At 59.2% G+C, this 25,660-nt stretch carries 30 protein-coding genes; 9 read left to right on the plus strand and 21 right to left on the minus strand.

Features of this window, described 5'->3' with window-relative positions; genetic code table 11:
- Positions 1-16: 16 nt before the first annotated feature.
- Positions 17-937 (minus strand): EamA family transporter RarD, encoded by a 921-nt coding sequence (rarD, locus tag BOSE62_RS13685; protein ID WP_159647125.1) that lies wholly within the window; start codon positions 935-937, stop codon positions 17-19.
- A gap of 74 nt (positions 938-1,011) precedes the next feature.
- Entirely contained in the window at positions 1,012-1,233 is a 222-nt protein-coding gene (locus BOSE62_RS13690; RefSeq protein ID WP_159647127.1) for a hypothetical protein, read from the minus strand.
- A 91-nt stretch (positions 1,234-1,324) separates the two neighbouring features.
- Between BOSE62_RS13690 and BOSE62_RS13695 the strand changes: the two genes are divergently transcribed.
- The 3 genes from BOSE62_RS13695 (at position 1,325) to BOSE62_RS13705 (ending at position 3,169) form a co-directional block, all read left to right on the plus strand.
- A complete protein-coding gene (locus BOSE62_RS13695; protein ID WP_159647129.1) occupies positions 1,325-1,873 on the plus strand; it encodes a GNAT family N-acetyltransferase in 549 nt (182 codons plus the stop codon).
- Between the two features lie 13 nt (positions 1,874-1,886).
- Positions 1,887-2,324: a DUF1330 domain-containing protein gene (locus tag BOSE62_RS13700; RefSeq protein WP_159647131.1), complete on the plus strand. Its 438-nt coding sequence runs from the start codon at positions 1,887-1,889 to the stop codon at positions 2,322-2,324.
- A 113-nt stretch (positions 2,325-2,437) separates the two neighbouring features.
- The gene (locus BOSE62_RS13705; protein ID WP_159647133.1) at positions 2,438-3,169 is read left to right on the plus strand and encodes a hypothetical protein; all 732 of its coding nucleotides are present in this window, start codon (positions 2,438-2,440) and stop codon (positions 3,167-3,169) included.
- Between the two features lie 91 nt (positions 3,170-3,260).
- Here BOSE62_RS13705 and BOSE62_RS13710 read toward each other — a convergent pair whose 3' ends face one another.
- From BOSE62_RS13710 to secB, 8 genes are all read right to left on the minus strand, one after another.
- On the minus strand, positions 3,261-4,025 hold the full coding sequence (locus BOSE62_RS13710; RefSeq protein ID WP_236554029.1) for an SDR family oxidoreductase: 765 nt from the start codon (positions 4,023-4,025) through the stop codon (positions 3,261-3,263).
- Between the two features lie 41 nt (positions 4,026-4,066).
- Positions 4,067-5,314: a cytochrome P450 gene (locus BOSE62_RS13715; protein WP_159647137.1), complete on the minus strand. Its 1,248-nt coding sequence runs from the start codon at positions 5,312-5,314 to the stop codon at positions 4,067-4,069.
- Between the two features lie 18 nt (positions 5,315-5,332).
- A complete protein-coding gene (locus tag BOSE62_RS13720; RefSeq protein WP_100093255.1) occupies positions 5,333-5,674 on the minus strand; it encodes a putative quinol monooxygenase in 342 nt (113 codons plus the stop codon).
- A gap of 12 nt (positions 5,675-5,686) precedes the next feature.
- Entirely contained in the window at positions 5,687-6,070 is a 384-nt protein-coding gene (locus tag BOSE62_RS13725) for a nuclear transport factor 2 family protein (RefSeq protein ID WP_159647139.1), read from the minus strand.
- Positions 6,071-6,181: 111 nt separating this feature from the next.
- A complete protein-coding gene (gene murA, locus BOSE62_RS13730; protein WP_159647141.1) occupies positions 6,182-7,465 on the minus strand; it encodes a UDP-N-acetylglucosamine 1-carboxyvinyltransferase in 1,284 nt (427 codons plus the stop codon).
- Between the two features lie 77 nt (positions 7,466-7,542).
- Positions 7,543-8,538 carry a tryptophan--tRNA ligase gene (gene trpS / locus BOSE62_RS13735; protein ID WP_159648054.1) on the minus strand — a complete coding sequence of 332 codons (996 nt, stop codon included), beginning with the start codon at positions 8,536-8,538 and terminating at the stop codon, positions 7,543-7,545.
- 4 nt (positions 8,539-8,542) lie between these two features.
- Positions 8,543-10,132 (minus strand): murein biosynthesis integral membrane protein MurJ, encoded by a 1,590-nt coding sequence (gene murJ / locus BOSE62_RS13740; protein WP_159647143.1) that lies wholly within the window; start codon positions 10,130-10,132, stop codon positions 8,543-8,545.
- A gap of 23 nt (positions 10,133-10,155) precedes the next feature.
- On the minus strand, positions 10,156-10,665 hold the full coding sequence (secB, locus tag BOSE62_RS13745; protein ID WP_236554196.1) for a protein-export chaperone SecB: 510 nt from the start codon (positions 10,663-10,665) through the stop codon (positions 10,156-10,158).
- Positions 10,666-10,975: 310 nt separating this feature from the next.
- Here secB and BOSE62_RS13750 point away from each other — a divergent pair, with 310 nt between their 5' ends.
- From BOSE62_RS13750 to BOSE62_RS13760, 3 genes are read left to right on the plus strand one after another with little or no spacing between them, the layout of a single operon-like run.
- Positions 10,976-11,647 carry a Tim44/TimA family putative adaptor protein gene (locus BOSE62_RS13750; RefSeq protein ID WP_159647147.1) on the plus strand — a complete coding sequence of 224 codons (672 nt, stop codon included), beginning with the start codon at positions 10,976-10,978 and terminating at the stop codon, positions 11,645-11,647.
- A 25-nt stretch (positions 11,648-11,672) separates the two neighbouring features.
- Positions 11,673-12,974, plus strand: coding sequence for a murein transglycosylase A (mltA, locus tag BOSE62_RS13755; RefSeq protein ID WP_236554032.1), 1,302 nt, complete (start codon positions 11,673-11,675; stop codon positions 12,972-12,974).
- Between the two features lie 3 nt (positions 12,975-12,977).
- On the plus strand, positions 12,978-13,538 hold the full coding sequence (locus BOSE62_RS13760; protein ID WP_159647149.1) for a Smr/MutS family protein: 561 nt from the start codon (positions 12,978-12,980) through the stop codon (positions 13,536-13,538).
- Positions 13,539-13,569: 31 nt separating this feature from the next.
- Here BOSE62_RS13760 and dapE read toward each other — a convergent pair whose 3' ends face one another.
- The 9 genes from dapE to BOSE62_RS13805 all read right to left on the minus strand — a co-directional run bounded on the left by dapE (position 13,570) and on the right by BOSE62_RS13805 (position 20,098).
- Positions 13,570-14,697, minus strand: a complete 1,128-nt coding sequence (dapE, locus tag BOSE62_RS13765) for a succinyl-diaminopimelate desuccinylase (RefSeq protein ID WP_443028809.1) — start codon at positions 14,695-14,697, stop codon at positions 13,570-13,572.
- A gap of 10 nt (positions 14,698-14,707) precedes the next feature.
- Positions 14,708-15,379, minus strand: coding sequence for a glutathione S-transferase family protein (locus BOSE62_RS13770; RefSeq protein WP_159647153.1), 672 nt, complete (start codon positions 15,377-15,379; stop codon positions 14,708-14,710).
- A gap of 62 nt (positions 15,380-15,441) precedes the next feature.
- Positions 15,442-16,062, minus strand: a complete 621-nt coding sequence (yihA, locus tag BOSE62_RS13775; protein WP_159647155.1) for a ribosome biogenesis GTP-binding protein YihA/YsxC — start codon at positions 16,060-16,062, stop codon at positions 15,442-15,444.
- Positions 16,059-17,906, minus strand: coding sequence for a membrane protein insertase YidC (yidC, locus tag BOSE62_RS13780; RefSeq protein WP_159647157.1), 1,848 nt, complete (start codon positions 17,904-17,906; stop codon positions 16,059-16,061). Before yidC ends, yihA begins: the two co-directional genes overlap by 4 nt.
- Positions 17,907-17,959: 53 nt before the next feature.
- Positions 17,960-18,169, minus strand: a complete 210-nt coding sequence (gene yidD / locus BOSE62_RS13785; protein WP_159647159.1) for a membrane protein insertion efficiency factor YidD — start codon at positions 18,167-18,169, stop codon at positions 17,960-17,962.
- Positions 18,166-18,624 (minus strand): ribonuclease P protein component, encoded by a 459-nt coding sequence (rnpA, locus tag BOSE62_RS13790; protein WP_236554034.1) that lies wholly within the window; start codon positions 18,622-18,624, stop codon positions 18,166-18,168. The genes yidD and rnpA overlap by 4 nt, the downstream gene beginning before the upstream one ends.
- A 6-nt stretch (positions 18,625-18,630) precedes the next feature.
- On the minus strand, positions 18,631-18,765 hold the full coding sequence (gene rpmH, locus BOSE62_RS13795; RefSeq protein WP_082788408.1) for a 50S ribosomal protein L34: 135 nt from the start codon (positions 18,763-18,765) through the stop codon (positions 18,631-18,633).
- A 107-nt stretch (positions 18,766-18,872) separates the two neighbouring features.
- Positions 18,873-19,208 carry a PGPGW domain-containing protein gene (locus tag BOSE62_RS13800; RefSeq protein ID WP_236554037.1) on the minus strand — a complete coding sequence of 112 codons (336 nt, stop codon included), beginning with the start codon at positions 19,206-19,208 and terminating at the stop codon, positions 18,873-18,875.
- Positions 19,209-19,366: 158 nt separating this feature from the next.
- Entirely contained in the window at positions 19,367-20,098 is a 732-nt protein-coding gene (locus BOSE62_RS13805) for a hypothetical protein (RefSeq protein WP_159647161.1), read from the minus strand.
- A gap of 174 nt (positions 20,099-20,272) precedes the next feature.
- On the opposite strand from BOSE62_RS13805, the gene BOSE62_RS13810 reads away from it, so the two are divergent.
- Positions 20,273-21,781 (plus strand): YifB family Mg chelatase-like AAA ATPase, encoded by a 1,509-nt coding sequence (locus BOSE62_RS13810; protein WP_159647163.1) that lies wholly within the window; start codon positions 20,273-20,275, stop codon positions 21,779-21,781.
- Positions 21,782-21,835: 54 nt separating this feature from the next.
- Here BOSE62_RS13810 and BOSE62_RS13815 read toward each other — a convergent pair whose 3' ends face one another.
- A complete protein-coding gene (locus tag BOSE62_RS13815; RefSeq protein WP_236554039.1) occupies positions 21,836-22,258 on the minus strand; it encodes a bactofilin family protein in 423 nt (140 codons plus the stop codon).
- Positions 22,251-23,444 carry a M23 family metallopeptidase gene (locus tag BOSE62_RS13820; RefSeq protein WP_159647167.1) on the minus strand — a complete coding sequence of 398 codons (1,194 nt, stop codon included), beginning with the start codon at positions 23,442-23,444 and terminating at the stop codon, positions 22,251-22,253. Before BOSE62_RS13820 ends, BOSE62_RS13815 begins: the two co-directional genes overlap by 8 nt.
- A 247-nt stretch (positions 23,445-23,691) precedes the next feature.
- Between BOSE62_RS13820 and BOSE62_RS13825 the strand changes: the two genes are divergently transcribed.
- Both BOSE62_RS13825 and BOSE62_RS13830 read left to right on the plus strand, forming a co-directional pair.
- Positions 23,692-24,945, plus strand: a complete 1,254-nt coding sequence (locus BOSE62_RS13825) for a glutamate-5-semialdehyde dehydrogenase (protein ID WP_159647169.1) — start codon at positions 23,692-23,694, stop codon at positions 24,943-24,945.
- Between the two features lie 10 nt (positions 24,946-24,955).
- Positions 24,956-25,597: a nicotinate-nucleotide adenylyltransferase gene (locus BOSE62_RS13830; protein WP_159647171.1), complete on the plus strand. Its 642-nt coding sequence runs from the start codon at positions 24,956-24,958 to the stop codon at positions 25,595-25,597.
- Positions 25,598-25,660 lie beyond the last annotated feature (63 nt).

Consider the following 25,660-nt stretch of genomic DNA (forward strand, 5'->3'; position numbering starts at 1 on the left):
CGCATCCCGCAAAGGATCAGGCAGACTGCAGATTCCGTTCGGCCTTGCCCGTCAGATAGGAATCGGTCGAGAAGATCGCCAGGCTGATCCAGATTAGCACAAAGCAGGCGATGTGCGAGGGTGTCAGCGCTTCCTTGTAGATCAGGACGCCGACCAGAAACTGGATCGTTGGTGCAAGATAGTTGAGCAGGCCGATGGCGCCTAGCGTCATCTTCTTGACCGCCGAAGCGAACAGCAGCAGCGGGATGGCGGTGACGACTGAACCCCCGATCAGCAACAGGTCAATGATAGGGTCATCGCCGAGATGCAGGCCGGTGGCGGAAGAAGGCGCGGCGATGGTCAGCCAGACCAGCAACAGGGTGAATGGCAGAAACAGCATGCCCGTCTCTGCGGTCAGTCCGACAATCGGCCCGATGTCGGCAATCTTGCGCACCAGACCGTAGCTACTCCAGCTCATCGCCAGCGCTAGGCTGATCCAGAGCGTATCAAGGGCTTGCAGCGCCAGCACCGATACACCGGCGGTTGCGATGGCAATCGCGATCCATTTTATGCGGGAGAGCTTTTCACCCAGAAACAGCCTGCCCATCAGGACGCTGAGCAACGGGCTGATAAAATAGCCTAGGCTGGCCGCCAGAATATGATCCTGATGGACAGCCCAAACATAGATGAGCCAGTTGGCGGCAATCAGCGAGGCGCTGGCCAACATTGCCCGCCGCAATTTGGCATTCGCCAGCGCGGATGCCAGACTGGCCAGATTCTTGCGAACACAAAGGATGACAAGCAACAGCGGCACCGACCAGACGATACGGTGAGCGACCACTTCCAGCGCGCCGACATTTTGCAGCAGCTTGAAATAGACCGGCATCAGACCCCAGAATATGCAGGCGGTCAGGGCCTGAACAAGACCTATTCGACGGGAGGAGAGCGCGCTGGACATTTTTCAGCGCTTAAGCCTCGCGCCGACACCGGGCAATCAAGAAATCTTATCGGTCGGAAAAACCGACCGCAGGATCAGATGATGCCGCCACCGATCCAAAGCCGGAAGGCGCAGATGCACATCACGATAATGCAGAAATACATGCCGCTTGCGCGGGATGAAATCAGCCCGAACAGCGCACCGACGCCGGCAATCGGCAAGATCAGCCAGTTGGTCCATCCGAGCAGGGGAACCAGGCCGATGAAAGAGAGTGTCAGGGCAATTATACCGATCAGGATGGAAATAAGATTGAACATTACTGTATTGTAGGAGTAGTGCACCCTGATTTCAAGCATTTCCAATCAAACAGGCTCATAGTAGGCTGACCGTCCGGGAGGAAAACTGGCGATGGCTGTAGAGAATATCAGAATCGAAACTGGGCGTTTGATCCTGCGACCGCCCAATGCCGACGATTTTGACGCCTGGGCGGACTTCCAGTCGGATGCCGCCACCATGACTTTCATTGGCGGCGCGAAAAGCCGGGCGGAAAGCTGGCGCGACCTGTGCGCCATGGTGGGGGCGTGGCATGTACGCGGCTTCGCCATGTTCTCCCTGATCCTGAAGGATAGCGGCCAGTGGATCGGGCGGATCGGGCCCTGGTATCCCGACGGCTGGCCGGGAACAGAGATAGGCTGGGGCGTTGCGCCGGACTTTGCTGGCAAGGGCTATGCCCTGGAAGCGGCGGTGGCGAGCATGAACTATGCGGTAGACACGCTGGGCTGGAGCGATATCTGCCATACGATTGATCCGGCCAATCGGGCGTCGATCCGGTTGGCGGAGCGGCTGGGTTCGACAAACCGCGGTGCGACACGGTTGCCCGCACCCTATCAGGATGCACGGGTTGACGACTGGGGGCAATCGCGCGACCAGTGGGTGGAAAACAGAAAAATATTCTAGTAGGAGAATGATCATGACGGAAGACCGCTATCTCGACCCGACACGAGAGAGTTTCGACGCATTCAAGGCGCTGCCGCGCGATGTGCCGATCAATATGCTCAATCTGCTTCGCTTCCATGAAGAGGCGCAATATCCTGCGGATCATCCCAATGCCGGCAAGGGATGGAGCGGTGCGCGCGCCTATGAAGAATATGGCAAGACCAGCGGTCCGATATTCCAGCGGGTCGGCGGCACAGTGATTTGGCGGGGTCAGATGGAATGTATGGTGATCGGCCCGGATGACAAGCAATGGGATTCATCTTTCATTGCGCGTTACCCCAATAGCGGTGCTTTCATGGAAATGGTCACCGATGCGGAATATAAAAAGGCTGTGGTCAATCGTCAGGCGGCTGTGATGACCTCGCGGCTGATCCGTTTCGGAGAAATGGACGGGCCGGATACGTTCGGCTGATTATCCCGTTTCAGGACAAAAAGTTAACGGAAAGTCACCCGATTAACCAGATTCCCTAACGGAATATTAACGCTTTTTATCCATGTAATTCCCTAAATTCAGGAGCAAATTGCATGTCTAATCTTTCCCGATCCTTGTGGCTGTCCGCTGCGGCGCTCGCACTGCCGCTGACGCTGGCAGCCTGTGGCAGCAACGAGGCGAGCGAAGAAGAGCTGGCGAAGCTGGACGACAATCTGACTTCCGATCCGGCAATGAACGATGCGCTTGAAGATGCAATTCTGGTCGATCCCGAGCTTACCGAACAGGCAAACCGCAACGCCATACGCGGTGCCAATGGCGCGGTAGACGGATCGGTGCCACCGGGAACCGGTGCAGACGGGAGCGCGGCTGCCAAGGCGGCGCTTGGCGGGAAAATGCTGGCGGCGCCAAAACCGCGGCAAATGACATCCGATGATGAAACCCTGACATTGGGAGACAAGGCTGAGTTGCAGGCCGCGCGCGAAAACAAGCCGGTGTGCAAGGACAAGCTGACCTATGACATGGCCTGGGCGAACAAAATGCCGCCGGAATTTGCGGTTTATCCGAAAGCCAATGTACAGGAAGCAGCCGGAAAATGCGATTTGCGGGTGGTCAGTTTCACCACCGCGACACCGATCAAGAATATTGTCGACTTCTATTATACCAAGGCCAAACAGGGCGGCTATGACGCGGAATATCTGTTGCGCGGTAGCGAACATGTTCTCGGCGGCTCGAAGCCGAATGACGATAGCGCCTATGTGATCACCCTGAACAAGCGTTCGGGTGGTGGAACGGTTGTCGACATTGTGGCGAGCAACGGCCGCTAGAAGACGAAGGTGAACTCATAACGCCGGATACCGCATTTCACATCATCCGGTTGAAAAGGTGGCCCCGCTCCGGCCGCCTTTTTTTTGGGTGCTATTCGCGGTAGCTGCCGCCACCGTCGACGGTGATGTCATTGGCCGTGGTAAAGCTGCTCAGGTCACTGGCCAGCCATAGCATCGCATTCGCAACCTCGACCGCCTCACCGACCCGATTGATCGGATGGTTGCGATTGAACAGTTCCACCGCTTCTTCATGCGGTCCGGGATAGGCGGCGAGATAGCGCTGGTACATCGGTGTATCGATGGCACCGGGGTGAACGGTGTTGACCCGCACCGGATATTTTTCGGCAGCGCAATGAAGAGCAAGCGATTTGCTCAGCGAAGTGACAGCAGCCTTGCTGGCGCAATAGGCGGCGAACTGGGCGCCGGGCCGCATGGCAAGCATCGAGCCGATATTGACAATCGCGCCGTCTTCGCCGCTTTCAAGGATCGCCGGAAGGCCAACGCGGCAGCCGTAGAATGTACCTTGCATATTGATATCGATGGTCCGGTTCCAGCTGTCGAGATCAACCTCGTCAACCGATCCGGGTTCCGAAATGCCTGCGACGTTGAACAAGGTCGTCATTTTGCCAAAGCGCTTCTTCGTGGCATCGACGGCGGCCTGCCACTGGTCCAGATTACGGACATCCAGTTCGACCGCATCGGCGCGGTCGCCCAGCGAATCCGCCAGCTCCCTGGCCTTGTCGATCTGGATATCGGCCAGCATCACCGAGCCGCCCTCCTCGACCACGCGTTGTCCGGCGGTGCCGCCGATACCTTCTGCGCCGCCCGAGATCAGTGCGACTTTTCCATCCATCATGCCCATCGTAAATTCCCGCTTTCTGGTCTGCCGTTTCCAGCCTATTTCTTGTCAAATTCGATCGGCAGATTGGCCAGTCCGCGCAGCATCATGTTGGGCGGATAGTTGAGCTCTGCGCCCTCCTTGATGCGGATATTGTCCATCCGCTTGGCAAATTGCTGGAAGGACACGGTCATTTCCTTGCGCGACAACATATTGCCGACGCACATGTGGATGCCCTTGCCGAAGGCCATATGGGTGCGGGCATTCTTGCGGTCGACCCGGAAATCGTTCGGGTTCTCGAACTGCTTGGGATCGCGATTGGCCGCATGATAGCGCATCATCACCATCGCGCCCTTCGGCAGCATCACCCCGCCCAGTTCGGCATCGCGGTGCATCACCCGCCAGATTCCCGACGACCCGCTCGACATGCGCAGCACTTCCTCGACCGCATTGGGGATCAGCGACGGATCATCCTGGATCATCTTATACTGATCCGGATTGGTGGCGAAAAGCCGCATGCCTTCGGCCAGCGCCGCCGTCGTGGTTTCATTGCCGGCGACCATCAGCTGCTGGACGATCGACAGGGATTCGGCATCGTCGAGCGGCCGCTCGCCATCGACCTGCGCATTGACCAGGTCGGACAGAATATCGTTTTTCGCTTCCTTGCGCCGTTCATCCATATTGGCTTTGAGCGCGTGCTGATATTCCACCACTTCGCGTTCGGTCTCCAGCTGCCGCTCGCGAGTCATCATGCCGGACAGGCGGTCGACAAAGGCGTTGGTCCAGCGCTTGATCGTATGCTCGTCGGCCACGTCGAGCCCCAGTTGCACGGCAATCGTGCGGACCGGCATCGGGATGGCATATTCCTCGACAAATTCGCACTCGCCCTTGTCGATAAAGCCGTCGATCAATTCGTTCGACATTGCCCGCATACTGTCTTCCAGCTTGTTCACTTTCGGCATCGAGAAAGCGAGATTGACCAGTTTGCGGAACCGCGTGTGAACCGGCTGATCGGCGGTTAGCAGGGTGTTGACCTGCGGCCAGCCCTTGGCCTGGATGGCCTGCAGTTCCTCGTCATTTGCCAGCTCTTCCTCGCTTTTTCCGCCGGAAAGCAGTGCATTGAAATTGTTGGAGAAATCATCCAGCCGACCCACCGCTTCGGAAATCAGGTCATAATCCAGGACAACATAGGTGCCGCTGGCTTCATCGAAAAAGACCGGGCTTTCCGCGCGCTTCTCTTCGTAGAAATCGAATGGATCAACCAGAATCTCGGGTTGAAAAAGGGATTTGGATACGGCTTCGTTCATGACAGATTCCTGTTTATGCTAGTCAAACGACGGGGTGGGCTTGCCATCTGCATTATATACGGGCCCTTCGGCATCGACCCGATATTTGGCGCTGACAGCGTTGATCAGGCCGAAGCTGCCGATATGGGCAAGCATATTGGCATAATGGACATTCTGGAAATGCCGGGCGAGGGCTTCCTCGTCGGTCCATTCCTCGAACACTTCGATGCGCGACGGATTATGCATGTCGGCGGCCCAACTGTAGCAGAGGCAGCCGTCCTGGCTCAGCGCGCCATCGATGAAGGGTTGGGCTTGCTTCAGGCATTCCTCGCGGGTTGCCGGTTCCACGTCGATATGCGCAGCGATCAATATTTTCGCCATGGCGATACTCCCTTAAAGCTTGTTTCCGCCAAATTGCGCGACGACGACAAAAATGCGTTTGCTGTAGAGCCACTGGCCATCGACTTTGACAAATTCATCGTTATAGCGGCCGCCGGCTACCCGGGGTTCGCCCTTTTCCACCAATATCTCGTGGGTTTGATAGCGACCGGATGCTGTGTTACCCGTCACTTCCAGACTGGCGGGTATGCCCAGAAAGCTGACGGCGTCGAACTGGGCCATGGCACCGTTCCAGAGATTGACGATATTCTCGCGACCGACCACCTCGGTGCCCATGAGCGACCAGACAGCATCTTCTGTCCATAATGCGCCCCAGTCTTCGGGATTTTTCCGCAGTACGGCATCGCAATAGGCATCATGCAGTTCGCGAATTGCCAATCGGTCTTCTATCGGCCCTGAAAACATGGACTCGTCCTCTCCTGATTATCGGGAGACTACACGGCAAAAGCGCCGCAAAGACAAGCTGCCATAAGTGCTAGCGAGAGGGGGTTAATCGCCGCCGATACGCTCGATATCCGCTCCTACGGCGGCCAGTTTTTCCTCCAGCCGCTCGTAGCCGCGATCGAGATGGTAAATGCGCTGCAATCGGGTTTCGCCTTCGGCCGCCAGTCCGGCAATGGCAAGACTCATCGAGGCCCGCAGGTCGGTAGCCATGACCGGCGCGCCGGTCAGTTTCTGCACGCCTCTTACCACGGCGGTGCGGCCCTTGGTCTCGATATCGGCGCCCATCCGGTTGAGTTCGGGCACGTGCATATAGCGGTTCTCGAAAATGGTCTCGGTGAGCACGCTGGCGCCATCGGCGAGGCAGAGCATCGCCATAAGCTGCGCCTGCATGTCGGTGGCCAGGCCGGGATAAGGCGCGGTGGACAGGGTGAGAGGTTTCAGCTTGCCGTCGGAGGAAACCCGGATGCCCTTTGCGTGGACATCGATTTGCAGCCCGGCATGGCGCAATGCATCGAGCGTGGCTTCCATTTCGTCGGCCTTGGCGGCGAGCAGATCGACTTCACCGCCGGCAATGCCGACAGCACAGGCATAGCTGCCCGCCTCGATCCGGTCGGACATCACCCGGTAGGTGCAGCCGTGCAACCGGTCGACACCGGTGATGGTCAGGGTCGACGAACCGATCCCTTCAATCTCCGCGCCCATGGCGACCAGCATATTGCAGAGATCGACAATTTCTGGTTCCCGTGCGGCGTTTTTGAGCACGCTGATGCCGTTCGCCAGTACCGCTGCCATCAGGGCATTTTCCGTTGCGCCGACCGAGACGACGGGAAAGGTGAAATCGCCGCCGGGCAAGCCGCCGTCGGGAACGCGCGCGATGACATAGCCGCTGGTGGTCTCGATGATCGCGCCGAGCGCCTCGATAGCCTTGAGATGCAGATCGATCGGCCGGTTGCCGATGGCGCAGCCGCCGGGCAGGGAGACCCGGCATTCTCCGGCGCGGGCCAGCAAGGGCCCCAGCACCAGTATGGAAGCGCGCATTTTGCGGACGATATCATAAGGCGCTTCGGTCGAGGTGATCCGGCCCGCTTTGAGCGTCATCACCCGGCCGAAATCCTCGGGTCGTGCTCCCTCGATTGTGGTCGAGACACCCAGCTGGTTGAGCAGGTGGCCGAAACTGTCAACATCGGCCAGTCGCGGCAGGTTGCGCAGGGTTACCGGTTCATCAGTCAGCAGCGCGCAAGGCAGCAAGGTCAGGGCGCTATTCTTGGCTCCGGAAATCGGAATTGTTCCGGACAGGCGATTTCCGCCGCGTATTGAGATAATATCCATGGTCTAGCATTTACCGGAAATGCTGATGCAGGCAAGTCTATTGCGCCGTCGTGACTCCGGCATTGCCGGCGGGCGGACTAGCCCCGCAGCAAACCGAGCGCGGTATAGGCGGCGTCCACCGTTGGCCGTGCCATAGCCGAAGCCTTTTCCGATCCTTCACGTAAAATCGCGTCAATCGCATCCGTGTCCTTGCGCAACTCCTCGAACCGCTGGCGGATTGGCGACAATGTGCTGACGGCCAGATCGGCCAGTGCCGGTTTGAAGTCGCCAAAACCCTTGCCGGCATATTCGGCGATGACCGCGTCCTGCGACTGGTCCGCGAGCGCGGCGTATATGCCGATCAGATTTTTCGCTTCCGGGCGACCGGCGAGATCGGCCAAATTGTCGGGTAGCGGTTCCGGGTCGGTCTTTGCCTTTTTCATCTTGCGCGCGATCGTATCGTCATCGTCGCTCATGTTGATCCGGCTGAGATCGGACGGATCCGATTTGCTCATTTTTGCGTTGCCGTCGCGCAGGCTCATGATCCGCGCCGCTGTCTTGCCGATGAAGGCTTCCGGCAGAGTGAAGGTTTCGGTGCCAGTATCGCTGTTGAATTTGGACGCAATGTCGCGGGCCAGTTCAAGATGCTGCTTCTGATCGTCGCCCACGGGCACATGGGTCGCCTGATAAAGCAGGACATCCGCCGCCTGCAGCACAGGATAACCGTAAAGGCCGAGCGAGGCGCGCTGTTTATGCTTGCCGGATTTTTCCTTGAACTGGGTCATCCGGTCGAGCCAGCCCATCGGCGTGTTGCAGATCAGCATCCATGCCAGTTCGGGATGCGCCGGCACGCGGGCCTGGTTGAACAGGATGGACTTGTCGGGGTCGACGCCGGCGGCGACCAGGGCAGCGACCATTTCGCGGCAGTTCGAAGCCAGTTCAGCGGGGTCGTTGTGGACGGTGATGGCGTGCAGGTCGGCGAGGAAGAACAGGCATTCGCTATCGTCCTGCATCTTCACCCAGTTCTTGATCGCGCCCAGATAGTTGCCGAGATGAAGATTTCCCGTCGGCTGGATGCCCGATACCGTCCGCATTGTTTCAAATTCCTTCGCTTGCGGCATCTTCTGCCGCTTTCTTCTTGGTCAGCATGGTGATCTTGTCGGGATCGATCGCACCTGTCAGCCATGCGAGTGCCGCATAAACCAGTCCGCCAACGCTGACCAGAGCGGTGATCGACCCGACCCGTTGCCAGACCGTCCCGTCATAGAGGCCTTCCCCGATCGGCGCGGCATAGACCAGCACGACCGCCATGCCGGCTGCAGACAATGTGATTCGTCCGATCCGGAGCAGCAAGGTCCATTCTAGATGGAAGTGACCCCGCCGGTGGAGCATCGTGTACAGCATCGCGCAATTGCACCAGGCGGCGATCGCGCCGGCCACGGCGAGTCCCTTGATACCGTAGAGCGGAATCAGCAGAAGATTGAGCACGATATTGATGATCAGCGAAATCGCTGCTGTGTAGACCGGGGTCTTGGTATCCTTGCGGGCGAAAAAGCCCGGGATCAGTACCTTCACCAGCACATAGGCGGGCAATCCAATGACCAGCGCGGCGACAACCGCAGCGGTTGTCTGGCCGTCGGCAGCGGTAAAATTGCCGCCGACATAGAAAGAGGTGACCAGCGGTCCGGCGGCGAAAAACAGGGCAATGGCGGCCGGAATGGTGAGCAGCAGGCCCAGTTCGATGGCATTGCTTTGCAGACGCTGGGCACCGCCCTGGTCTTCCTTGGCGATGAAACGCGACAGCGCCGGCAGGATCGCGGTGCCAAGCGCGATGCCGATAATGCCGAGCGGTAGCTGGTTCAGCCGGTCTGCCATCGCCAGATAAACAAAGGACCCTTCCGGCAGCCGCCCGAGGAAGAACAGATCGATGAAACGGCTGATCTGGTAGATGCCGGCACCGAACACGGCGGGCAGGATCAGCACGCCCAGCTCTTTCACATCGGCGTTGAACCGCGGCATTTTGAGCGGAAAGCGGAAGCCGGTCTTGCGCGCCCAATAGTAAAGCCAGAGCATTTGCACCAGGCCGGCGGTCGCGACGGCAACGGCCAGGAAATAGGCGGTTTGCCGCGGGTCGTTGCCGTCATTGACGAGATGCGCCGCGAGCAGCGCGCTGATCATGCAGATATTGAGCATGATCGGCGCTGCTGCCGCTGCCGCAAATTTGCTCAGCGAGTTCAATATCGCCGCGAACAGGGTGGTGATGCTGATCAGGCCGAGATAGGGAAAGGTTATCCGCGCCAGTGATATGGAAAAATCGTCGGTCCTGCCGCCTCTGCCAAAATCGTCGATCAGCCAGATGATGCCGGGCATGACGAGCATCATCACCGCGGAAAAAACCAGCAGCAGCGGCACGAATACCGACAGCACGTCAATCGCGAAATTCTGCGCCGCCGTCCGGTTCTCGTCTTCTTCCATCTTGCGGTTGAACAACGGCACAAAGGCCGCCGAGAAGGCGCCTTCCGCGAACAGGCGGCGGAAAATATTGGGCAACTGGAAAGCCAGCTGCCAAGCGTCGGCTGCAGCACCGGCACCAAGCATCCGGGCCAGCAGGATATCGCGGACGAAGCCGAAGATTCGGCTGACCAGAGTCAGCCCGGCGATCGTCCCGGTGGATTTCAGCAGGTTCATCCCTGCAACCCTAGCGAGATCGCCTAGGCGTTGCCAACCGGTTGCTCGCCTGTCTGCTGTGCCGCCATCTGTTCGCGCTGCTGCATGTAAAGTGCGGTGAAATCAATCGGCTCGAGCAACAGGGCCTGGAAACCGGCGTCGCGCACGGCGTCCGAGATGATCGCCCGGGCAAAGGGGAAGAGCAGCCGCGGTGCTTCAGCGAACAGAAACGGATGCGCCTGGTCTTCGGGAACATTGCGCAGTCCGAAAAGGCCGCAATAGAGCAGTTCGATCGCGAAGGCGACGCCCTCGTCCGCTTTGGCGGTAACATCGATTTTCAGTTCGACCTCATGAACTTCATCGGAGATCTGGGAAGAGCCAATGTTGAATTGTACATCAATCTGCGGCTGAGCGTTCCACTGGTAGACGTCCGGTGCATTGGGATTCTCGACCGAAAGATCCTTCACATATTGCGAAATCACGCCGATTTGGGGTTGGGTATCGGCGCCATTGGCAAGCGGATCCGGGGTGGTCACATTGCCGCTCGGTTCCATTTTGCTTTCGTCCTTTTCATTCTCATCAGCCATCGGGCCTGTCCTTTCGGAAAATCAGTCAAACATGTCCTCAAGCGCATATTGCCGCGCCGTTCGCTGCGCGCCTAGCAGGGGAAAGAACCGAGAGCAACGAAAGAGTAAACCACCGATCGGACACTCCGCCTCGGGACCCGTTTGTAAGCGCAGGTTCACAAATCGGGCACTAGAAAGAGCTGGCCAGCCGGGGCAGATCGGCTTTTTCAGTAATGCTATTTGAAACCGCCCCTGTTTCCCCCTATGTATAGGGTCAAAGACATGATTGGATACTGAAGTGACCATCGAAATTATATTATTGGCAATGGTAGCGGCCTTTCTTGGCCTGCGCCTCTATTCGGTGCTGGGCAAGCGCAGTGGTCATGAGCAGGAACATATGCCGCGCAATATCGAGCCGCGTGCGGGCGATCGCCGCCCACTGGAAGACGCGAAGCCGCATATTCCGGATATCGTTCCGGCCCACGCGGCTGCCGGTGCACCGAATATGGTCTATGACAGCAGCGCCGAAGCCGGAATGCGGGAAATTCTCAGCGCCGATCGCAATTTTGATGTCGGCCGCTTCATCGAGGGCGCGCAAGCCGCCTACAGCATGATTCTGGAGGCTTTCTGGAAAGGCGACAAGGAAGAATTGAAGCTGCTGTGCGACGAAGATGTTTACGAAAGCTTTGCCGAAGTCATCGACGCGCGCGAGAAACGCGGCGAGATACTGGAAAACCAGCTGGTGCGAATCGACAATGCCCGTATTTCGGCAGCGGAATATCGCCGGCCTGTTGCCAGCATCACGGTGCAATTCGATGCCGATATCGTTGCTGTGGTCAAGGACAAGAAAGGCAATCTGATTGGCGGCTCGCTTTCCGATGCTGCCGAAACCCACGATGTCTGGACCTTCAGCCGCGATCTCTCCAGCGCAGATCCCAATTGGCTGCTCGACGAAACCGATGAGGCCTGACCCCCGGTCGGCGAGCAACGGGGTCATGAAATTCGGGACGCTTTTCGGCGCGATGGCTCTGGTCAGTGCCTGTTCCATGACCATCATTCCCCAAGGCGCAGCGCAAAGCCATTCCGCGCAGCAAGATGGCGAACGGGTTATCGAGGACGAGTCCGCGCCGGCCGCCACAGCGCCGGCCTATCAAAATGGCGCGCCGGCGACATTTCGGCCGGTCGATCCGGGTCAGCTCGTGCAGATCGGTGATGATCCGACTCGCGCCACCGGATCCGGCATCGCGCTGGGGCCGGATATCGCGACGCTCCGACTGTCTGACGCCAAGGCCTCATCAGCGCTGCTATCCTATCGGACAAGCTGCTCCTCCCTGGTCCGGCGTGAGGATAATAGCGGACTGACTAGAGGCGGTGACTGGCAGTTGTCCTGCGAGGCTGCCCAGAGCTGGCCGGAGCGGGACGCGAGCGGCTTTTTCACCTCCTATTTCGAAGCGGTGCAGGTCGGTGATGGCCAGGCTTTCGCCACCGGCTATTTCGAGCCGCAGATTGAGGGTTCGCGAGTCCGGAATGCCCGCTATCCGGTGCCGATCTATCGCCGTCCTCCCAATTTGGTCGATGTCGATCTCGGTCTTTTTTCCGAAGCGCTGAAAGACAAGCGCGTCCGTGGCAAGGTCGACGGCAACAAGCTGGTGCCGTTCGAAGATCGGGCAGCCATCGATGACGGAGCCCTCGCCGGACAGGGGCTCGAGATTGCCTGGGCCCGCGATTATATCGATTTCTTCTTTCTGCAGATCCAGGGAAGCGGCCGTCTGGCGCTGCCCGACGGGTCGGTCATGCGAATCGGTTACGCCGGACAGAACGGCCACGATTATACCGGCATCGGACGGGTGATGCGGGAACGCGGACTGCTGGCTGACGGCAAGACCAATATGCAGGGCATTGTCGAATGGCTGCGCGCCAATCCGCAAGCGGGCACGGAGATCATGCGCGAGAATAAAAGCTATGTTTTTTTCCAGGAGCTGACCGGTCCGGGGCCTCTGGGTGCGATGGGCCATCCGGTGGTCGCGCGGACCTCGGTCGCGGCGGACCGGATGTTCGTGCCGCTGGGCGCGCCGGTGTTCCTCGATATGGAACATGATATCGCCGATGGTCTCTGGGTGGCGCAGGATAGCGGCGGCGCGATCAAGGGGCCCAACCGTTTCGATACATTCTGGGGTGCCGGCGAGGAAGCGGCCCGAATCGCGGGCGGCATGTCGTCTCGCGGTCAGGCGCTGATCTTCCTGCCGAAGGGAACGGTGTCCCGGCTCGTCGCAGCCCGCCGGAACCCGGGCCAGTAATCGATGCCGGACCGGCCTCTTACCGCCGGCGAAAAGGCGCTCTGGCAGAAATTTATCGAGAGCGTCGAGCCGCTGGACCAGGGGCGGGTGAAACGGGTGGAAAGCCTTCCGGTAGCCCGACGGCCGCGCGATATTTCCGGGCCGATCACGGCGGAAAGTTTCGGCGGAAAACCCGCCGAAGCCGTCCCGCTGCGCGATCAGAAGCCGGTACCGACCAAACATGGCCTAGACGGCGGCTGGGATCGTCGCCTCGCCAAGGGCATGGTCCATCCCGATGTCACGGTTGATCTGCACGGCTATAGCCTGTCCTCCGCGCATGGCAGGCTCGACAGTGCGCTGGAACTGAGCATCGCGGCCGGGCATCGTGCGATCCTGTTGATTACCGGCAAGGCCCGTAGCGACGAGGAACGGCGTCGGGCGGGCGGGCGCGGCGCAATACGCTCGGCCATTTCCGACTGGCTCGCGGCATCGCGCCATGCCGCGCATATTGCGACCGTGCGCCGGGCCCATCCCCGGCATGGCGGCGCCGGCGCGCTTTACATCATATTGAGGCGTCACCGCTAAGCGGGGGCGAGGAGCTGTGGCTCTCCGGTGGTCAGCGCAAGGCCTGCTTGACGATCAGCGTGAAAATTCTGGAGAGCTGTTCCAGATCCTCAACCGCAACGGCTTCGTCGAGCTTGTGCATCGTCGCATTGCACAGACCGAACTCGACCACCGGCATGATTTTGGCGAGAAACCGCGCGTCCGATGTTCCGCCCGAGGTGGACAGTTCCGGTTCTACGCCGGTGATCTCGCGAATTGCGCCAGACACGATGTCGGAAAATTCGCCCGGCGGAGTTAAAAAGGGTTCGCCGGAAATAATTGGCTTCAGTTCACCGCCGTGACGCTCGACGATTTCCTGCACCATGGCGCTGAGGCTTTCGCCGCTATGCCGGTCGTTGAAGCGGATCGACAGGCGCCCCTCTGCCTTGGCCGGGATTACATTATGCGCCGGATTGCCGACGTGAAGGTCGGTAAATTCGATATTGCTCGGCTGGAACCAGTCGGTGCCTTCATCCAGTTGCAGCGCATCAATCTCGCTCAGGATTTTGCCCAGCTTGGTGATCGGATTATCGGCGTTTTGCGGATAGGCAACATGGCCCTGCGTGCCATTGACCGTGACCCACATGTTGACCGACCCGCGCCGTCCGATCTTCATCATGTCGCCCAGCCGGTTTACCGACGTCGGTTCACCGACGAGGCAGAGATCGGGGATGATATCGCGCTCGGCCATCAGGTCCATCAGCGCCACCGTCCCGAAGCGCGCGGGACCTTCTTCGTCGCCGGTGATAATCAGGCTTATCGTTCCCAGATCATCCGGGACGTCATGCAGCGCGGCGACAAAGGCGGCGATACTGCCCTTCATGTCGACAGCGCCGCGGCCGTAGAGCAGGTCGCCGCGGATTTCCGGTACAAAGGGATCGGTTTGCCAGCCTTGACCGGGCGGCACGACATCCAGATGCCCTGCATAGGCAAAGTGGCGGGAACCGGCGGGGCCTTTACGAATGGCAAAAAGATTCTCGACCGGCCCGTCCGGCGGATCGCCGGCGATGAAGCGGGTGACCTCGAATTCCAGCGGCTCGAGCATGGCCTCCATTTCATCAAAAACGCCGCCGGTGGCGGGGGTGATGCTGCTGTGGGCGATCAGCCTTTTGGCCAGTTCGAGTGCTGGTGCTGCGGTCATGTTCTGGTCTCTAGCCATTTGCCGCTTCGGGATTTTCCAGCCGCTCGACAACCCATGGCTCCTCTTCGGCTGCCTCCATCCATTGCGCGGTCCATTCATGGTCCAATATCGTCTGCATATAGCTGGTGGCAAACCCCGGCAGCCGGAATCCGTAGGTCTGGAACCGGGAGACGATCGGTGCATACATGATGTCGGCGGCGCCATAGGTCCCGAACAGAAACGGTCCACCGCTGCCAAAACGCGCCCGCGCCTGCGCCCAGAGTTCGATGATCCTGGCAGCGTCGGCCTTGACTTCGTCGCTCAGCGCCAGCCCTTCGTAAATCTTGCGGGTGTTCATCGGGCATTGCCGGCGCAGCGCCATGAAGCTGGAATGCATTTCGGCAGCCATCGAGCGGGCCATGCCGCGTGCGGTTTCGTCCTTGGGCCAGAAACGGTCGCGGTGAGTCTTGTCGGCCAGCCAGTCGATAATCGCCAGACTGTCCCAGACAACGGTCTCGCCGTCCCAGAGGATCGGAACCTTGCCACCCGACGGTGCGAAATTCTCGCTCTCGCGGACATGGTCCCAGTCATCGCCGAACAGGGGCACGGTCAGTTCTTCAAAGGACAAGCCCGACTGTTTGCACGCCAGCCAGCCGCGCATCGACCAGCTGGAATAGGCTTTGTTTCCGATTATCAGTTTCATAGTCTGTTCCATAACCAAATATGGCGCGCTGTGTAGTGAAAAGCGTTAAGGCCGCCGGCAGACTAGTCCTGCACGGCGTCGAGTACGGCTTGCCGCAGTTCGTCAATACCCTGTTTTTTTTCCGATGATGTCAGCAGCAGCTCGGGATGGGCGGCAGGATGTTTCTTGGCGATGGCCGCAACCTGTTCCGCCGTCGCATCCAGTTGCGCCTGCTTCACCTTGTCTGCCTTGGTCAGCACGATCCGGTAGCTGACAGCCGCCTTGTCGAGCATTTCCATCACTTCCTCGTCGACCGGCTTGATGCCGTGGCGGGAATCGATCAGTACGAATGTGCGCTTCAGAACGGCCCGGCCGCGCAGATAGTCGTTGATCAGGAAGCGCCATTTCTGCACCACCTTTGGCGGTGCCTTGGCAAATCCGTAACCCGGCATATCGCAGATCCGGAAGATCAGCGGATCGCCGATGTCGAAGAAATTCAATTCCTGCGTCCGTCCGGGCGTATTTGACGTCCGCGCCAGACCATTGCGGTTGGTCAGCGCGTTGATCAGCGATGACTTGCCTACATTGGAGCGGCCGGCAAAAGCAATTTCCGGTACCTTCGGATCCGGCAGAAACTGCAGTTGCGGCGCGCTTTTCAGAAAGCTGATAGGCCCCGAAAAGATTTTCGGATGAAGGGGTGTCATGCCCCGGCCTTGTCAGCGGCCGCTTTTTTCGCTTTTTCCTCAGCTTCCTTCGCCATCATTTCCTTCATCTGCGGATGACGGGAATAGAGCCATTTCTGCTGCGCGATGGTGAGGACGTTGGACACGGTCCAGTAAAGCTGCAGGCCGGCGGCAAAGGGCGCCATGATGAATACGAGGATCCACGGCATGATGCTGAAAATCTGCTTCTGCATCGGATCCATCGGTGCCGGGTTCAGCTTGAACTGCAGATGCATGGTGATGCCCATCAGGATCGGCAATATGCCGACCGCCAGGAAGCTCGGCGGATCGAACGGCAGCAGACCGAACAGATTGACCGGTGTCAGCGGATCGGGTGCGCTGAGATCCTGAATCCACAGCACGAACGGCTGGTGACGCATCTCGATCGACAGCATCAGCACCTTATAGAGCGCGAAGAAGATCGGAATCTGCAGGAAAATCGGCAGGCAGCCGGCGAGCGGATTGACCTTCTCGTCTTTGTACAGCTTCATGATCTCCTGCTGCTGCTGCTGCTTGTCGTCCTTGTATTTTTCCTGGATCGCCTTCATTTTCGGCTGCACGGCGCGCATCTGCGCCATCGAGGCAAATTGTTTCTGGGCGATCGGGAACATGAGGCCGCGCACGACGAAAGTCATCAATATGATGGCAACCCCGAAGTTACCAACCAGTTTGAACAGCCAGTTGAGCAAATAGAACAGCGGTTTTTCGAACCAGTAGAACCATCCCCAGTCAATCGCGCGATCCAGATTCTTGATACCATATTCCGCTTCATATTTTTCCAGCAGCGCGTTTTCCTTGGCGCCGGCGAAAAGCCGGGTCGTGGTGGTCAGCTGTTTGCCGGGGGCGATAATCTGCGCGCTCTTCTTGGCGATTTCCGCCTGGAAAATATCGCCGCCGCCAGAACGGAATTTGGCGTCCACATCGTTGATATTTTCCGGGATCAGGGCGCCGAGCCAATATTTGTCGGTAAAGCCGAGCCAGCTGACTTCCTTGTCATAGCTGTTGGTTCCGGCCACCGCAGAGGTCCCGAACAGGCCTGCAAAAAAGCCCGGTTCTTCACCGGCCAGATTTTCGTAATCCACGTCATAATTGGCAGCGCCTTCATAGACACCGACTGGGCCGGAGTGGATGGTCCAGGTGCTGGCTTCATTGGCCGGAATATTGTCGAGATCCCGCTTCCGGTTGATCAGCCCGTAAGGTCGAAGCGCAATTGCATTCTCGCCGCGATTAACGATGCTCTGTTCGGTAGTGATCAGATAGTCCGGGTCGATCGACAGTTTGATTCTGTAGGTCTGTCCGGTTTCGTTCGACCAGCTTAGCGTCACTGGCGTGTCCGGTGTCAGCCGGCTCTGGTCAGCAGACCAGATCGTATTGTCGTCGGGAACAGCAACGCCGTCGCCGGCCCATCCGACGCGGCTGAAATAGGCGTTTTCGGTGCCGGAAGGTGCGAAGAGCCGGACGGGCTTGCTATCCTTGCTCATATCAACCGTATGATCGGTGAGGGTGAGATCATCGATACGACCGCCCTTGAGATTGATCGACCCCTGGATACGTGGTGTCTCGATCAATACGCGGGGACTTTCGCGCAGGACAGTGGCCAGAGGCCTGATCGCGGCCGGTGCGGCTGCAGCGCCGATGTCCGTGCTACCGGTACCCGGAACCGAAACGTCGCCGCCAACCTGGTCGTTGGCCGGCGCATCGGCCTGTTCAACGACTTCGTTCTTGTTGGCCATGTCCGGGAAGAATTGCTCCATCAGCAAGGGCCAGCCGAACAGGATGATCCCCGTGAGGAGTATCGCCATGATAATATTACGCTTGTCGTCCACTATCTTGTCCTGCTTTCGGCCATTTGTTGTAACTATGATCGGTGTTCAGGGTGTCACGGCACCGGGTCATAACCCGAGCCCCCCCAAGGATGGCAGCGCAATAGCCGTTTAGCCCCCAGCCAGCTACCCCTAATTGCACCGTGCTTTTCGATCGCCTCGATCGTATAGGCGCTGCAAGTCGGCTGAAAACGGCAAGTCGGGGGCAGAATACGCGACGGGCCCCATTGCCAGCATCGCACGCAAAAGATGAAAACCGCTTTCATCCGGCCTGGCCCAGCTTCTTCGCCAGAAATTTCAGGCCCTTTTCCAGATCGGCCCTCATGGTGGCAAAATCGCTCTCGTTCCTTGTCTTTCGACCGATCATGATATGATCGACGCCGGCGATGCCGTGGTCCGGCAGGCTCTGCGCAAGCAGGGCCCGGAAGCGGCGCTTCATGCGATTGCGGGCGACGGCATTGCCGATCTTCTTGGTCACCGTAATCCCGTAACGGAGGCTGTTCGCCTCAACCGGATGATCAGGGCGACGGCGATGCGCTAGCAGGACAAAATGGGGGGTGACGAATCGCTTGCCACGATTGGCAGCGAGAAAATCCGCGCGTTTGCGAATCACTTCGATGGGCTGGTTTGAATCAGCAAATGCCGAATCGGCTGAAGGATTCTTCAAATCCAGATGATCCGGCGATGGGCGTGCTTCGACGGGCGCAGCACGTGCGGTCATTTGCTTTTAGGCAGAGAGCTTCTTGCGGCCACGGCTACGGCGGGCAGCCAGTACTTTGCGGCCACCGACAGTGGCTTTGCGGGCGCGGAAACCATGGCGCCGTTTACGGACCAGACGGCTTGGTTGAAATGTACGCTTCATCGCGATTATCCTAAGTCAAAATTTCGATAAAAAAGGCCGCCATAAGCTGCGGCCGATACGTTGTCGCTGCGATTAGGCAGGCAGGCGCGGAAAGTCAAGCGTTTGCGCTAGACTTTCTTGTCCCGATCGCCGGTCTTCACCTTGCCGAAAATCGGCAGTTCAAAATCGTCGGGCAATGTCTTGTGGTGCCGCCGTCGCATCGCCCAGTCGGTCCATTTGCCATAATGGGGAAAGCGTCGTTTGAAATCGACATAACGTTTCTTCGCCCAGCGCGAGTTTTGCAGGACCAGCGCCAGGCCAATCGGAAAGACGATGATGAAACCGGGGCCGGGGATGGCGCCGATGATCGGTGAAATGATGATCAGCGTGAATCCGATGACCGTGAGCGCGAATCGCGATCCTGAAGTATATTTCCAGCGCGTATTGGTCATTTTGTCGGTCATCTCGTTCCACTTGGTGCTTTGCGAGCGGAGTCGCAAGTCCGCTTTGTCATCTAAAGCGCGTGAAAGAGATAATTGTTCCCGGCCCATGCATAAGAGCTGAACGAAAGCCTGTGCCGATGCACTAGGAGAACGGTCTGGCGCAAACGCGCTGTCCGGGGTCAATGAACCATCTGGAAGCGGGCCATGTCATTGCGCGACAAGCGCAGCTGTTCCGAAAAGGGTACGCTGTTGGTCAGCGCATAAAATTCCTGAGCGGTGCCCCTTGGAACGCCCATTTCTGCGTAATAATCCAGATATTCCGAGTGGACCGGATCATTGGCCGGGTAGTCATTGGCTTCCCGGCCATCCTCGTCCATCCAGCTGTGCACGACAAATTCGGCATCGCGGTGGGCTGTGCGGCGGATACCGGCGAGAAACAGTTCGACCGCGCCGGATCGCACCGAGCCACCCGCCGGCACGTGGGTACTGATGCCGGCGTTGCGGATCATCCGGGCCAGCCTGAGATTGGCCTCTTCGTCGACAGATCCGTCGCAATCGAGCATTTCGATCCGCTTGATCCCCGGGAAATGGTTCATCATCTGCCGGAACAATGCCGGCGTGTAGCTGTCGACCGTGCCCGTCATTTCAACGGTATCGGCCGCAACGACCCGGAACGGACCATATTGGCCATAGGCAGTGCCGGCCGGTTCAGCCCATATGTCCGGCTCTTCCAGGCCATATTCGAAAATCTCGACCGTTTCGGTGACCGTATAGCTGCCGGCGCTGATTGCGGGCTGGACCGGGAAGAGGAGCAGCGCAAACAGAAGGAAGGCCCCGACCAGAAAACCGCCCCGCGAACCGGCCGGCTCATCTGCTGTTGCGATTATGTCGAGGTGGTCAGTGCTGCTCATCCCGTTTCTCTGTGGTCTGGCGCTTTCCACAAAGTATCGGAGTCTGGTTAGCCGATATTAACCATCCGCCCCGCCCATCGCCCGGTTTTGACCGTTGCGGACATGGGGCGGTTGCTGCTCGACTCATTTCAGCGGCTTTGCCACTATTCCCGCCATGATATTGGGGCGGCTATAATGGTGGCGCTGGTTCAGACGGTGGCCTATCTCGGACTGGAGGCACTGGGCGTCGAGGTGCAATGTCAGGTTGCGCCGGGCCTGCCCGCGTTCAACGTGGTTGGCCTGCCCGACAAGGCGGTGGCCGAAAGTCGCGAGCGGGTCCGCGCCGCCATTGCGGCGATGGGCCTTTCGCTGCCGCCCAAACGAATCACCGTCAATCTGTCGCCTGCCGATTTGCCGAAGGCCGGCTCCCATTATGATCTGCCGATCGCGCTGGCGCTGCTCGGGGCGATGGGGATTATCGATGCGGAAACGCTGGCGAGCTATCTGGTCGTCGGAGAATTGTCGCTCGACGGCCGGCTGGCTGCCACACCGGGCGTGCTGCTGGCGGCGCTGCATGCCTCGGGCCGCAATCTGGGACTGGTCTGTCCGGCAATGCAGGGCCCCGAGGCAGCCTGGGCCGGCGATGTCGAGGTGCTGGCTCCGGAGGACCTGCTGGCCCTGCTCAACCATTTCAAGGGCCAGTCGATATTGTCCCCGCCGGAAACCGGTGATGCGCCCGAACCGGATTACGGTCCGGACCTGAAAGAGGTAAAGGGGCAGGAGACTGCCAAGCGGGCACTCGAAATCGCCGCAGCCGGTGGTCATAATCTGCTGATGAACGGCCCCCCGGGATCGGGCAAGTCGCTGCTCGCCTCCTGTCTGCCCGGCATATTACCGCCGCTTTCCCCATCCGAAGCGCTGGAAGTGTCGATGGTGGCATCGGTGGCCGGCACGCTGGAAGGTGGCCAGATGTCGCGCCAGAGGCCCTTTCGTGCTCCGCATCACAGCGCATCGATGGCGGCGCTGGTCGGTGGCGGGCTGAAGGTGCGACCGGGAGAAGTCAGCATGGCCCATCTCGGCGTTTTGTTTCTCGACGAATTGCCGGAATTCCAGCGAGCGGTGCTTGATTCGCTGCGGCAACCGCTCGAAACCGGGGAGGTCAGCGTTGCCCGGGCCAATGCCCACGTCACCTTTCCGGCCCGCATCCAGATGATCGCGGCGATGAACCCGTGCCGTTGCGGCCATCTCGGCGATGCCGCGCTGGCCTGTTCACGGGCACCACGATGCGCGGCCGACTATCAGGCCAAGGTCTCGGGACCGTTGCTCGACCGGATCGATCTGCACATCGAAGTGGAAGCCCTGTCTGCCGCTGATCTGACCATGCCTGCACCGGCAGAAGGTTCGGACTGCGTGGCCGTGCGGGTCGCCCGGGCCAGATCGATCCAGAGTCAGCGCTATCTCGATCTGGACGCTCGGACCAACAGCGAAATAGACGGTGAGACGCTGCAAATATATGCGACGCCCGACGAGCCCGGACAGGCGTTGCTAGGGCAGGCGGCGGAAGCGATGCGACTAACCGCGCGCGGTTATACCAGAGTGTTGCGCGTATCCCGCACCATCGCCGATCTAGCCGGCGCAGCGGATATTGGCCGAATTCATGTGGCCGAAGCGCTCAGCTATCGGAGACAGGCGCCGCGCAACTGATGCTGGCCGCGCAATCGCGAGAACGGGCAGAATGGCAATGCGAGGGTATCGCCGTCAGGCCGCCCGATCGTCCGAAGTCAGCTCCAGTGGAATGGCCATTTCTTTCACGTCCACTGTCGACTTGGCAAGATTTGGCGATTTGCTGCTGCGATGCTTGAACTTGCCGTCGACATGGCCACCCTGCTCTATCGTCACATTTTCATAGGTGACGTCACCGCCGATACGGGCGGTGGAGGCAATGGCCAAGTCGCCAGCGTCAATCGATCCCTCGACCGCGCCGGACAGGCTGGCATTCTGGGCAACAATCGCGCCCTTGATCTTGCTTGACGGACCCTGGACCAGCGACAGGCATTTGACGTCGCCGATGACTTCTCCGTCGATATGCAGATCGACCTTCGATTCGATATTGCCGGTGATGACGATACCGTCGCCGATAATCGAGAAACTCGACCCGCTGCTGCCGCTGCTTCTAGCCACGGTCGGCGCCTGACTCGGTGCGTTTCGGTGAGCTGGCGCGCTGTCGCGCGATGGCTTTGATCTTGAGAACATCACTATTCGCCTCTAAAAATGGTCGGGGGTTGATGGCGCGTCCGTTTAGCCGCACCTCGAAATGCAGATGGGTGCCGGTCGAACGCCCGGTGCTTCCCATAGCCCCCAGTTGAATTCCCTGTTCAATCTTCTGGCCGGTGGTTACGCCGATCTTCGATAAATGCGCATAACGGGTCATGAGGCCGTTGCCATGCGTGATTTCCACCGTCTTGCCATAGCCGGATTTCCATCCGGCATGGGTGACCTTGCCGCCGGCGGCCGCGAGGATCGGAAGGCCGCGAGGCCCCTTGAAATCAATGCCGCTGTGCATCGCGCCGCCGCCGGTAAACGGGTCGCGACGATAGCCATAGCTGCTCGATATCATTCCCGTGCTGGAAGGCTTGCCAGACGGAATCGCGATCAGCGTCCGCTCCAGTGCGTCCATCCGCTGCAGCGCCAGATTGAGCCGTTCGAGCGTCGGGTGCAGTTGCTGGTCCTTGTTGCTGAAAAAGGGAATCAGCGGACCACCCATGGCTGCCATGGAATTCTTGGTCAGTTTCTCGGGATTCAGGCCAAATTTGCGGATCGCTTCCTCGGCTTGCTTGGTGCGCTGGATTGCGGCCATGGTGAGGCGCCGGGCGAATTTTATCTGCCGGGCTTCCAGTTCGGCCAGCCGCGCTGCTTCGGGGAAGGCGGCGCTGATCTTGCGGGTGTTTTCGAATAGTTGCTCATCGGCCTGTTTCTGGGCCGCTGTTTCGGCGGCCTCCGTCTGCTCGCCGACAAACTGCTCGGTCATCTGGTCGAGAACATCCTGCCGTTGCTTGAGATCGGCAGCAACATCTTCAATCGAAGCCTTGTAATTGGCGACCCGGCTTTCGGTGCTGTTGACCTCGGCTTCTTTCTGGGCAAGCGCCATGCGTTCGCTTGTCACCGTCAGTTGATTGACCATCATGGCCAGCGTGACCAGAAGCCAGAATATCAGCGCCGCCGCGACAGTATAGAAGAGACGTTTCTGCAATCTTGCCGAAATCGTCAGAAAACGGACCTGTCCGTGCGATCGCATGAAAAATTCGCGATCCGTAAACATATGGTCCAGCCGGGCTTTTAGCCCTTTTCCGGTATTTTGTTTGTGCATGACCCGCCGTAGCTATTCGTAATCCCCGATGGTTCGCTAGCAGAGGGTAGCCGGGCTGGCGACTCACAGCGGGCCGACTCGTGACGAGTCGAACGAGTCATACGATGAATTGCGCGATATCGTCTGATATGTCTGCAGAAAAGGCGATTCGCGGGAACGGATTGTTGCTCCAGGACAAATTTTTCTTGCCAGAATATGTGGCGATTGTGGGTTAAATTGCCGCCGCCGCCATGCTAGCAGCCCCTCTATGACTGAATCTGCAAAACTGATCACCGACATGGGCCGCAAGGCACGGGCTGCATTCTCGAAGCTGACAGGCGTAAGCGATGCCCAGAAATCTGCCGCCCTGAAAGCGGCTGCGCGTCATCTGCGCGCCAATCAACAGACCATATTGGCCGCCAATCAGCGCGATGTGGAAAGCGCCCGGGAACGGGAACTGAGTGCTGCCATGATCGATCGTCTGATGATCGATGAAGGCCGGCTTGAAGCCATTGCGTCTGCAGTGGAGCAGGTTGCGGACCTGCCCGATCCGGTCGGGCAGACCATCGATCGCACCGAGCGACCCAATGGCTTGGTGATGGAACGGATCCGGGTTCCCCTGGGCGTTATCGGCATTATTTACGAAAGCCGCCCCAATGTGACCGCCGATGCGGCAGCGCTGACGCTGCGGTCCGGCAATGCTGTCATCTTGCGCGGCGGGTCAGAGGCGATCAACAGCAATCGGGCGATTTTCGAAGCCATGGCGGCGGGCGTTGTCGAAGCGGGGCTTCCCGCCGATGCGATCCAGCTGGTCCAGACCACCGACCGCGCTGCGGTGGGTGCCATGCTGAAGGCCAGCGGCCTGATCGACATCATCATTCCACGCGGCGGCAAATCGTTGGTCAAGCGGGTGCAGGATGAAGCCCGGGTGCCGGTGCTGGCGCATCTTGATGGTATCAACCACAGCTATATCGGCAAGGACGCGGCTCAGGACAAAGCGATTGCCATTGCCGTTAATGCGAAGATGCGACGCACTGGCATTTGCGGCGCCATGGAAACCTTGCTGATTGATCAGGATTATCCCGCGCCCGGCCCGTTGGTGCGCGCGTTGCTCGACGCTGGCTGCGAACTGCGCGGCGACGACAGCATCCTTGAACTGGACGAGCGGATCGTCTCGGCAGAAGCTCCGGACTGGGACACCGAATATCTCGCGCCGATATTGTCGGTCGCGATGGTCAACGGCGTCGACGAGGCGCTGGCGCACATTGCCGAACATGGTTCGCATCATACCGACGTCATCGTCACCGAAGATGCCGATCTGGCCGAACGGTTCATCCTGCGGGCCGACAGCGCGATCGTGATGCACAATGCCTCTAGCCAGTTTGCCGATGGTGGCGAATTCGGCCTGGGCGCGGAAATCGGCATTTCTACCGGAAGGCTGCACGCGCGTGGTCCGGTGGCTCTGGAGGGACTGACGACTTATAAATGGGTGGTACGCGGTACCGGGCAGATACGGCCTTGAGTGGGATTCGGTGAAAACCACCGGCCTGCTCGGCGGATCATTCAATCCGGCTCATGGCGCGCACCGCTCGATCAGCCTGTTTGCCGTCGAAGAACTGGACCTGGACGAATATTGGTGGCTGGTCTCGCCGGGCAATCCGCTGAAAGAAGGGGCCCGAGACATGGCGCCGCTGCATGCACGGCTGGCTTCGGCCCGGAAAATGGCGCGCCGCAGCAGGATCAAACCGACGGCCATCGAACAGGACCTGGGCACGCGCTATACTTACGACACGCTGCGCAAACTGGTGCGCCGCTATCCGAAACGGCAGTTTGTCTGGATCATGGGAGCGGACAATCTGGCGCAATTCCATCGCTGGAAGGACTGGCGAAAGATCGCCCGATTATTGCCGATTGCAGTTATTTCGAGACCCGGCTATGATGACGATGCTTTTGCGGCTCCCGCAATGGCCTGGCTGCGGCGCTTCGTCCACCCCGCGCGCCAGCGTCGTAACTGGACCAACTGGAGTACGCCGGCGCTGACATTCCTGCGCTATCGTCCCGACCCACGCTCGGCCACCGCGATCCGGATGGCCCGGCCCCATTGGCATCAGCAATATGATGATCGCCGCGTCCGCGACGCGGTGACACACCGGCTGATTGGCCCAGAAGATTAGGATTTAAGTTGACGAAACCGAAGGTAAAAGCTCTGAAATCTGCCACTTCCAAGGAAGGAAAGG

The organism is Sphingorhabdus sp. 109, assembly GCF_902506555.1.
In the GTDB taxonomy this organism is placed as follows: Bacteria; Pseudomonadota; Alphaproteobacteria; order Sphingomonadales; family Sphingomonadaceae; genus Parasphingorhabdus.

Bases quoted from the DNA above. Each gene is read 5' to 3' on its own strand.
- BOSE62_RS13710 (WP_236554029.1), bottom strand. From the start codon at position 4,025: ATGATGGATGGAAAAGTCGCACTGATCTCGGGCGGCGCAGAAGGTATC.
- rarD (WP_159647125.1), bottom strand. From the start codon at position 937: ATGTCCAGCGCGCTCTCCTCCCGTCGAATAGGTCTTGTTCAGGCCCTG.
- BOSE62_RS13805 (WP_159647161.1), bottom strand. From the start codon at position 20,098: ATGAGCAGCACTGACCACCTCGACATAATCGCAACAGCAGATGAGCCG.
- BOSE62_RS13695 (WP_159647129.1), top strand. From the start codon at position 1,325: ATGGCTGTAGAGAATATCAGAATCGAAACTGGGCGTTTGATCCTGCGA.
- yihA (WP_159647155.1), bottom strand. From the start codon at position 16,062: ATGACACCCCTTCATCCGAAAATCTTTTCGGGGCCTATCAGCTTTCTG.
- mltA (WP_236554032.1), top strand. From the start codon at position 11,673: ATGAAATTCGGGACGCTTTTCGGCGCGATGGCTCTGGTCAGTGCCTGT.
- rnpA (WP_236554034.1), bottom strand. From the start codon at position 18,624: ATGACCGCACGTGCTGCGCCCGTCGAAGCACGCCCATCGCCGGATCAT.
- BOSE62_RS13825 (WP_159647169.1), top strand. From the start codon at position 23,692: ATGACTGAATCTGCAAAACTGATCACCGACATGGGCCGCAAGGCACGG.
- murA (WP_159647141.1), bottom strand. From the start codon at position 7,465: ATGGATATTATCTCAATACGCGGCGGAAATCGCCTGTCCGGAACAATT.
- BOSE62_RS13770 (WP_159647153.1), bottom strand. From the start codon at position 15,379: ATGAAACTGATAATCGGAAACAAAGCCTATTCCAGCTGGTCGATGCGC.
- BOSE62_RS13820 (WP_159647167.1), bottom strand. From the start codon at position 23,444: ATGCACAAACAAAATACCGGAAAAGGGCTAAAAGCCCGGCTGGACCAT.
- BOSE62_RS13705 (WP_159647133.1), top strand. From the start codon at position 2,438: ATGTCTAATCTTTCCCGATCCTTGTGGCTGTCCGCTGCGGCGCTCGCA.
- BOSE62_RS13810 (WP_159647163.1), top strand. From the start codon at position 20,273: ATGGTGGCGCTGGTTCAGACGGTGGCCTATCTCGGACTGGAGGCACTG.
- rpmH (WP_082788408.1), bottom strand. From the start codon at position 18,765: ATGAAGCGTACATTTCAACCAAGCCGTCTGGTCCGTAAACGGCGCCAT.
- BOSE62_RS13700 (WP_159647131.1), top strand. From the start codon at position 1,887: ATGACGGAAGACCGCTATCTCGACCCGACACGAGAGAGTTTCGACGCA.
- murJ (WP_159647143.1), bottom strand. From the start codon at position 10,132: ATGAACCTGCTGAAATCCACCGGGACGATCGCCGGGCTGACTCTGGTC.
- dapE (WP_443028809.1), bottom strand. From the start codon at position 14,697: ATGACCGCAGCACCAGCACTCGAACTGGCCAAAAGGCTGATCGCCCAC.
- BOSE62_RS13690 (WP_159647127.1), bottom strand. From the start codon at position 1,233: ATGTTCAATCTTATTTCCATCCTGATCGGTATAATTGCCCTGACACTC.
- yidD (WP_159647159.1), bottom strand. From the start codon at position 18,169: ATGAAAGCGGTTTTCATCTTTTGCGTGCGATGCTGGCAATGGGGCCCG.
- BOSE62_RS13720 (WP_100093255.1), bottom strand. From the start codon at position 5,674: ATGGCGAAAATATTGATCGCTGCGCATATCGACGTGGAACCGGCAACC.
- BOSE62_RS13760 (WP_159647149.1), top strand. From the start codon at position 12,978: ATGCCGGACCGGCCTCTTACCGCCGGCGAAAAGGCGCTCTGGCAGAAA.
- secB (WP_236554196.1), bottom strand. From the start codon at position 10,665: ATGGAACCGAGCGGCAATGTGACCACCCCGGATCCGCTTGCCAATGGC.
- BOSE62_RS13800 (WP_236554037.1), bottom strand. From the start codon at position 19,208: ATGACCGACAAAATGACCAATACGCGCTGGAAATATACTTCAGGATCG.
- trpS (WP_159648054.1), bottom strand. From the start codon at position 8,538: ATGCGGACGGTATCGGGCATCCAGCCGACGGGAAATCTTCATCTCGGC.
- BOSE62_RS13715 (WP_159647137.1), bottom strand. From the start codon at position 5,314: ATGAACGAAGCCGTATCCAAATCCCTTTTTCAACCCGAGATTCTGGTT.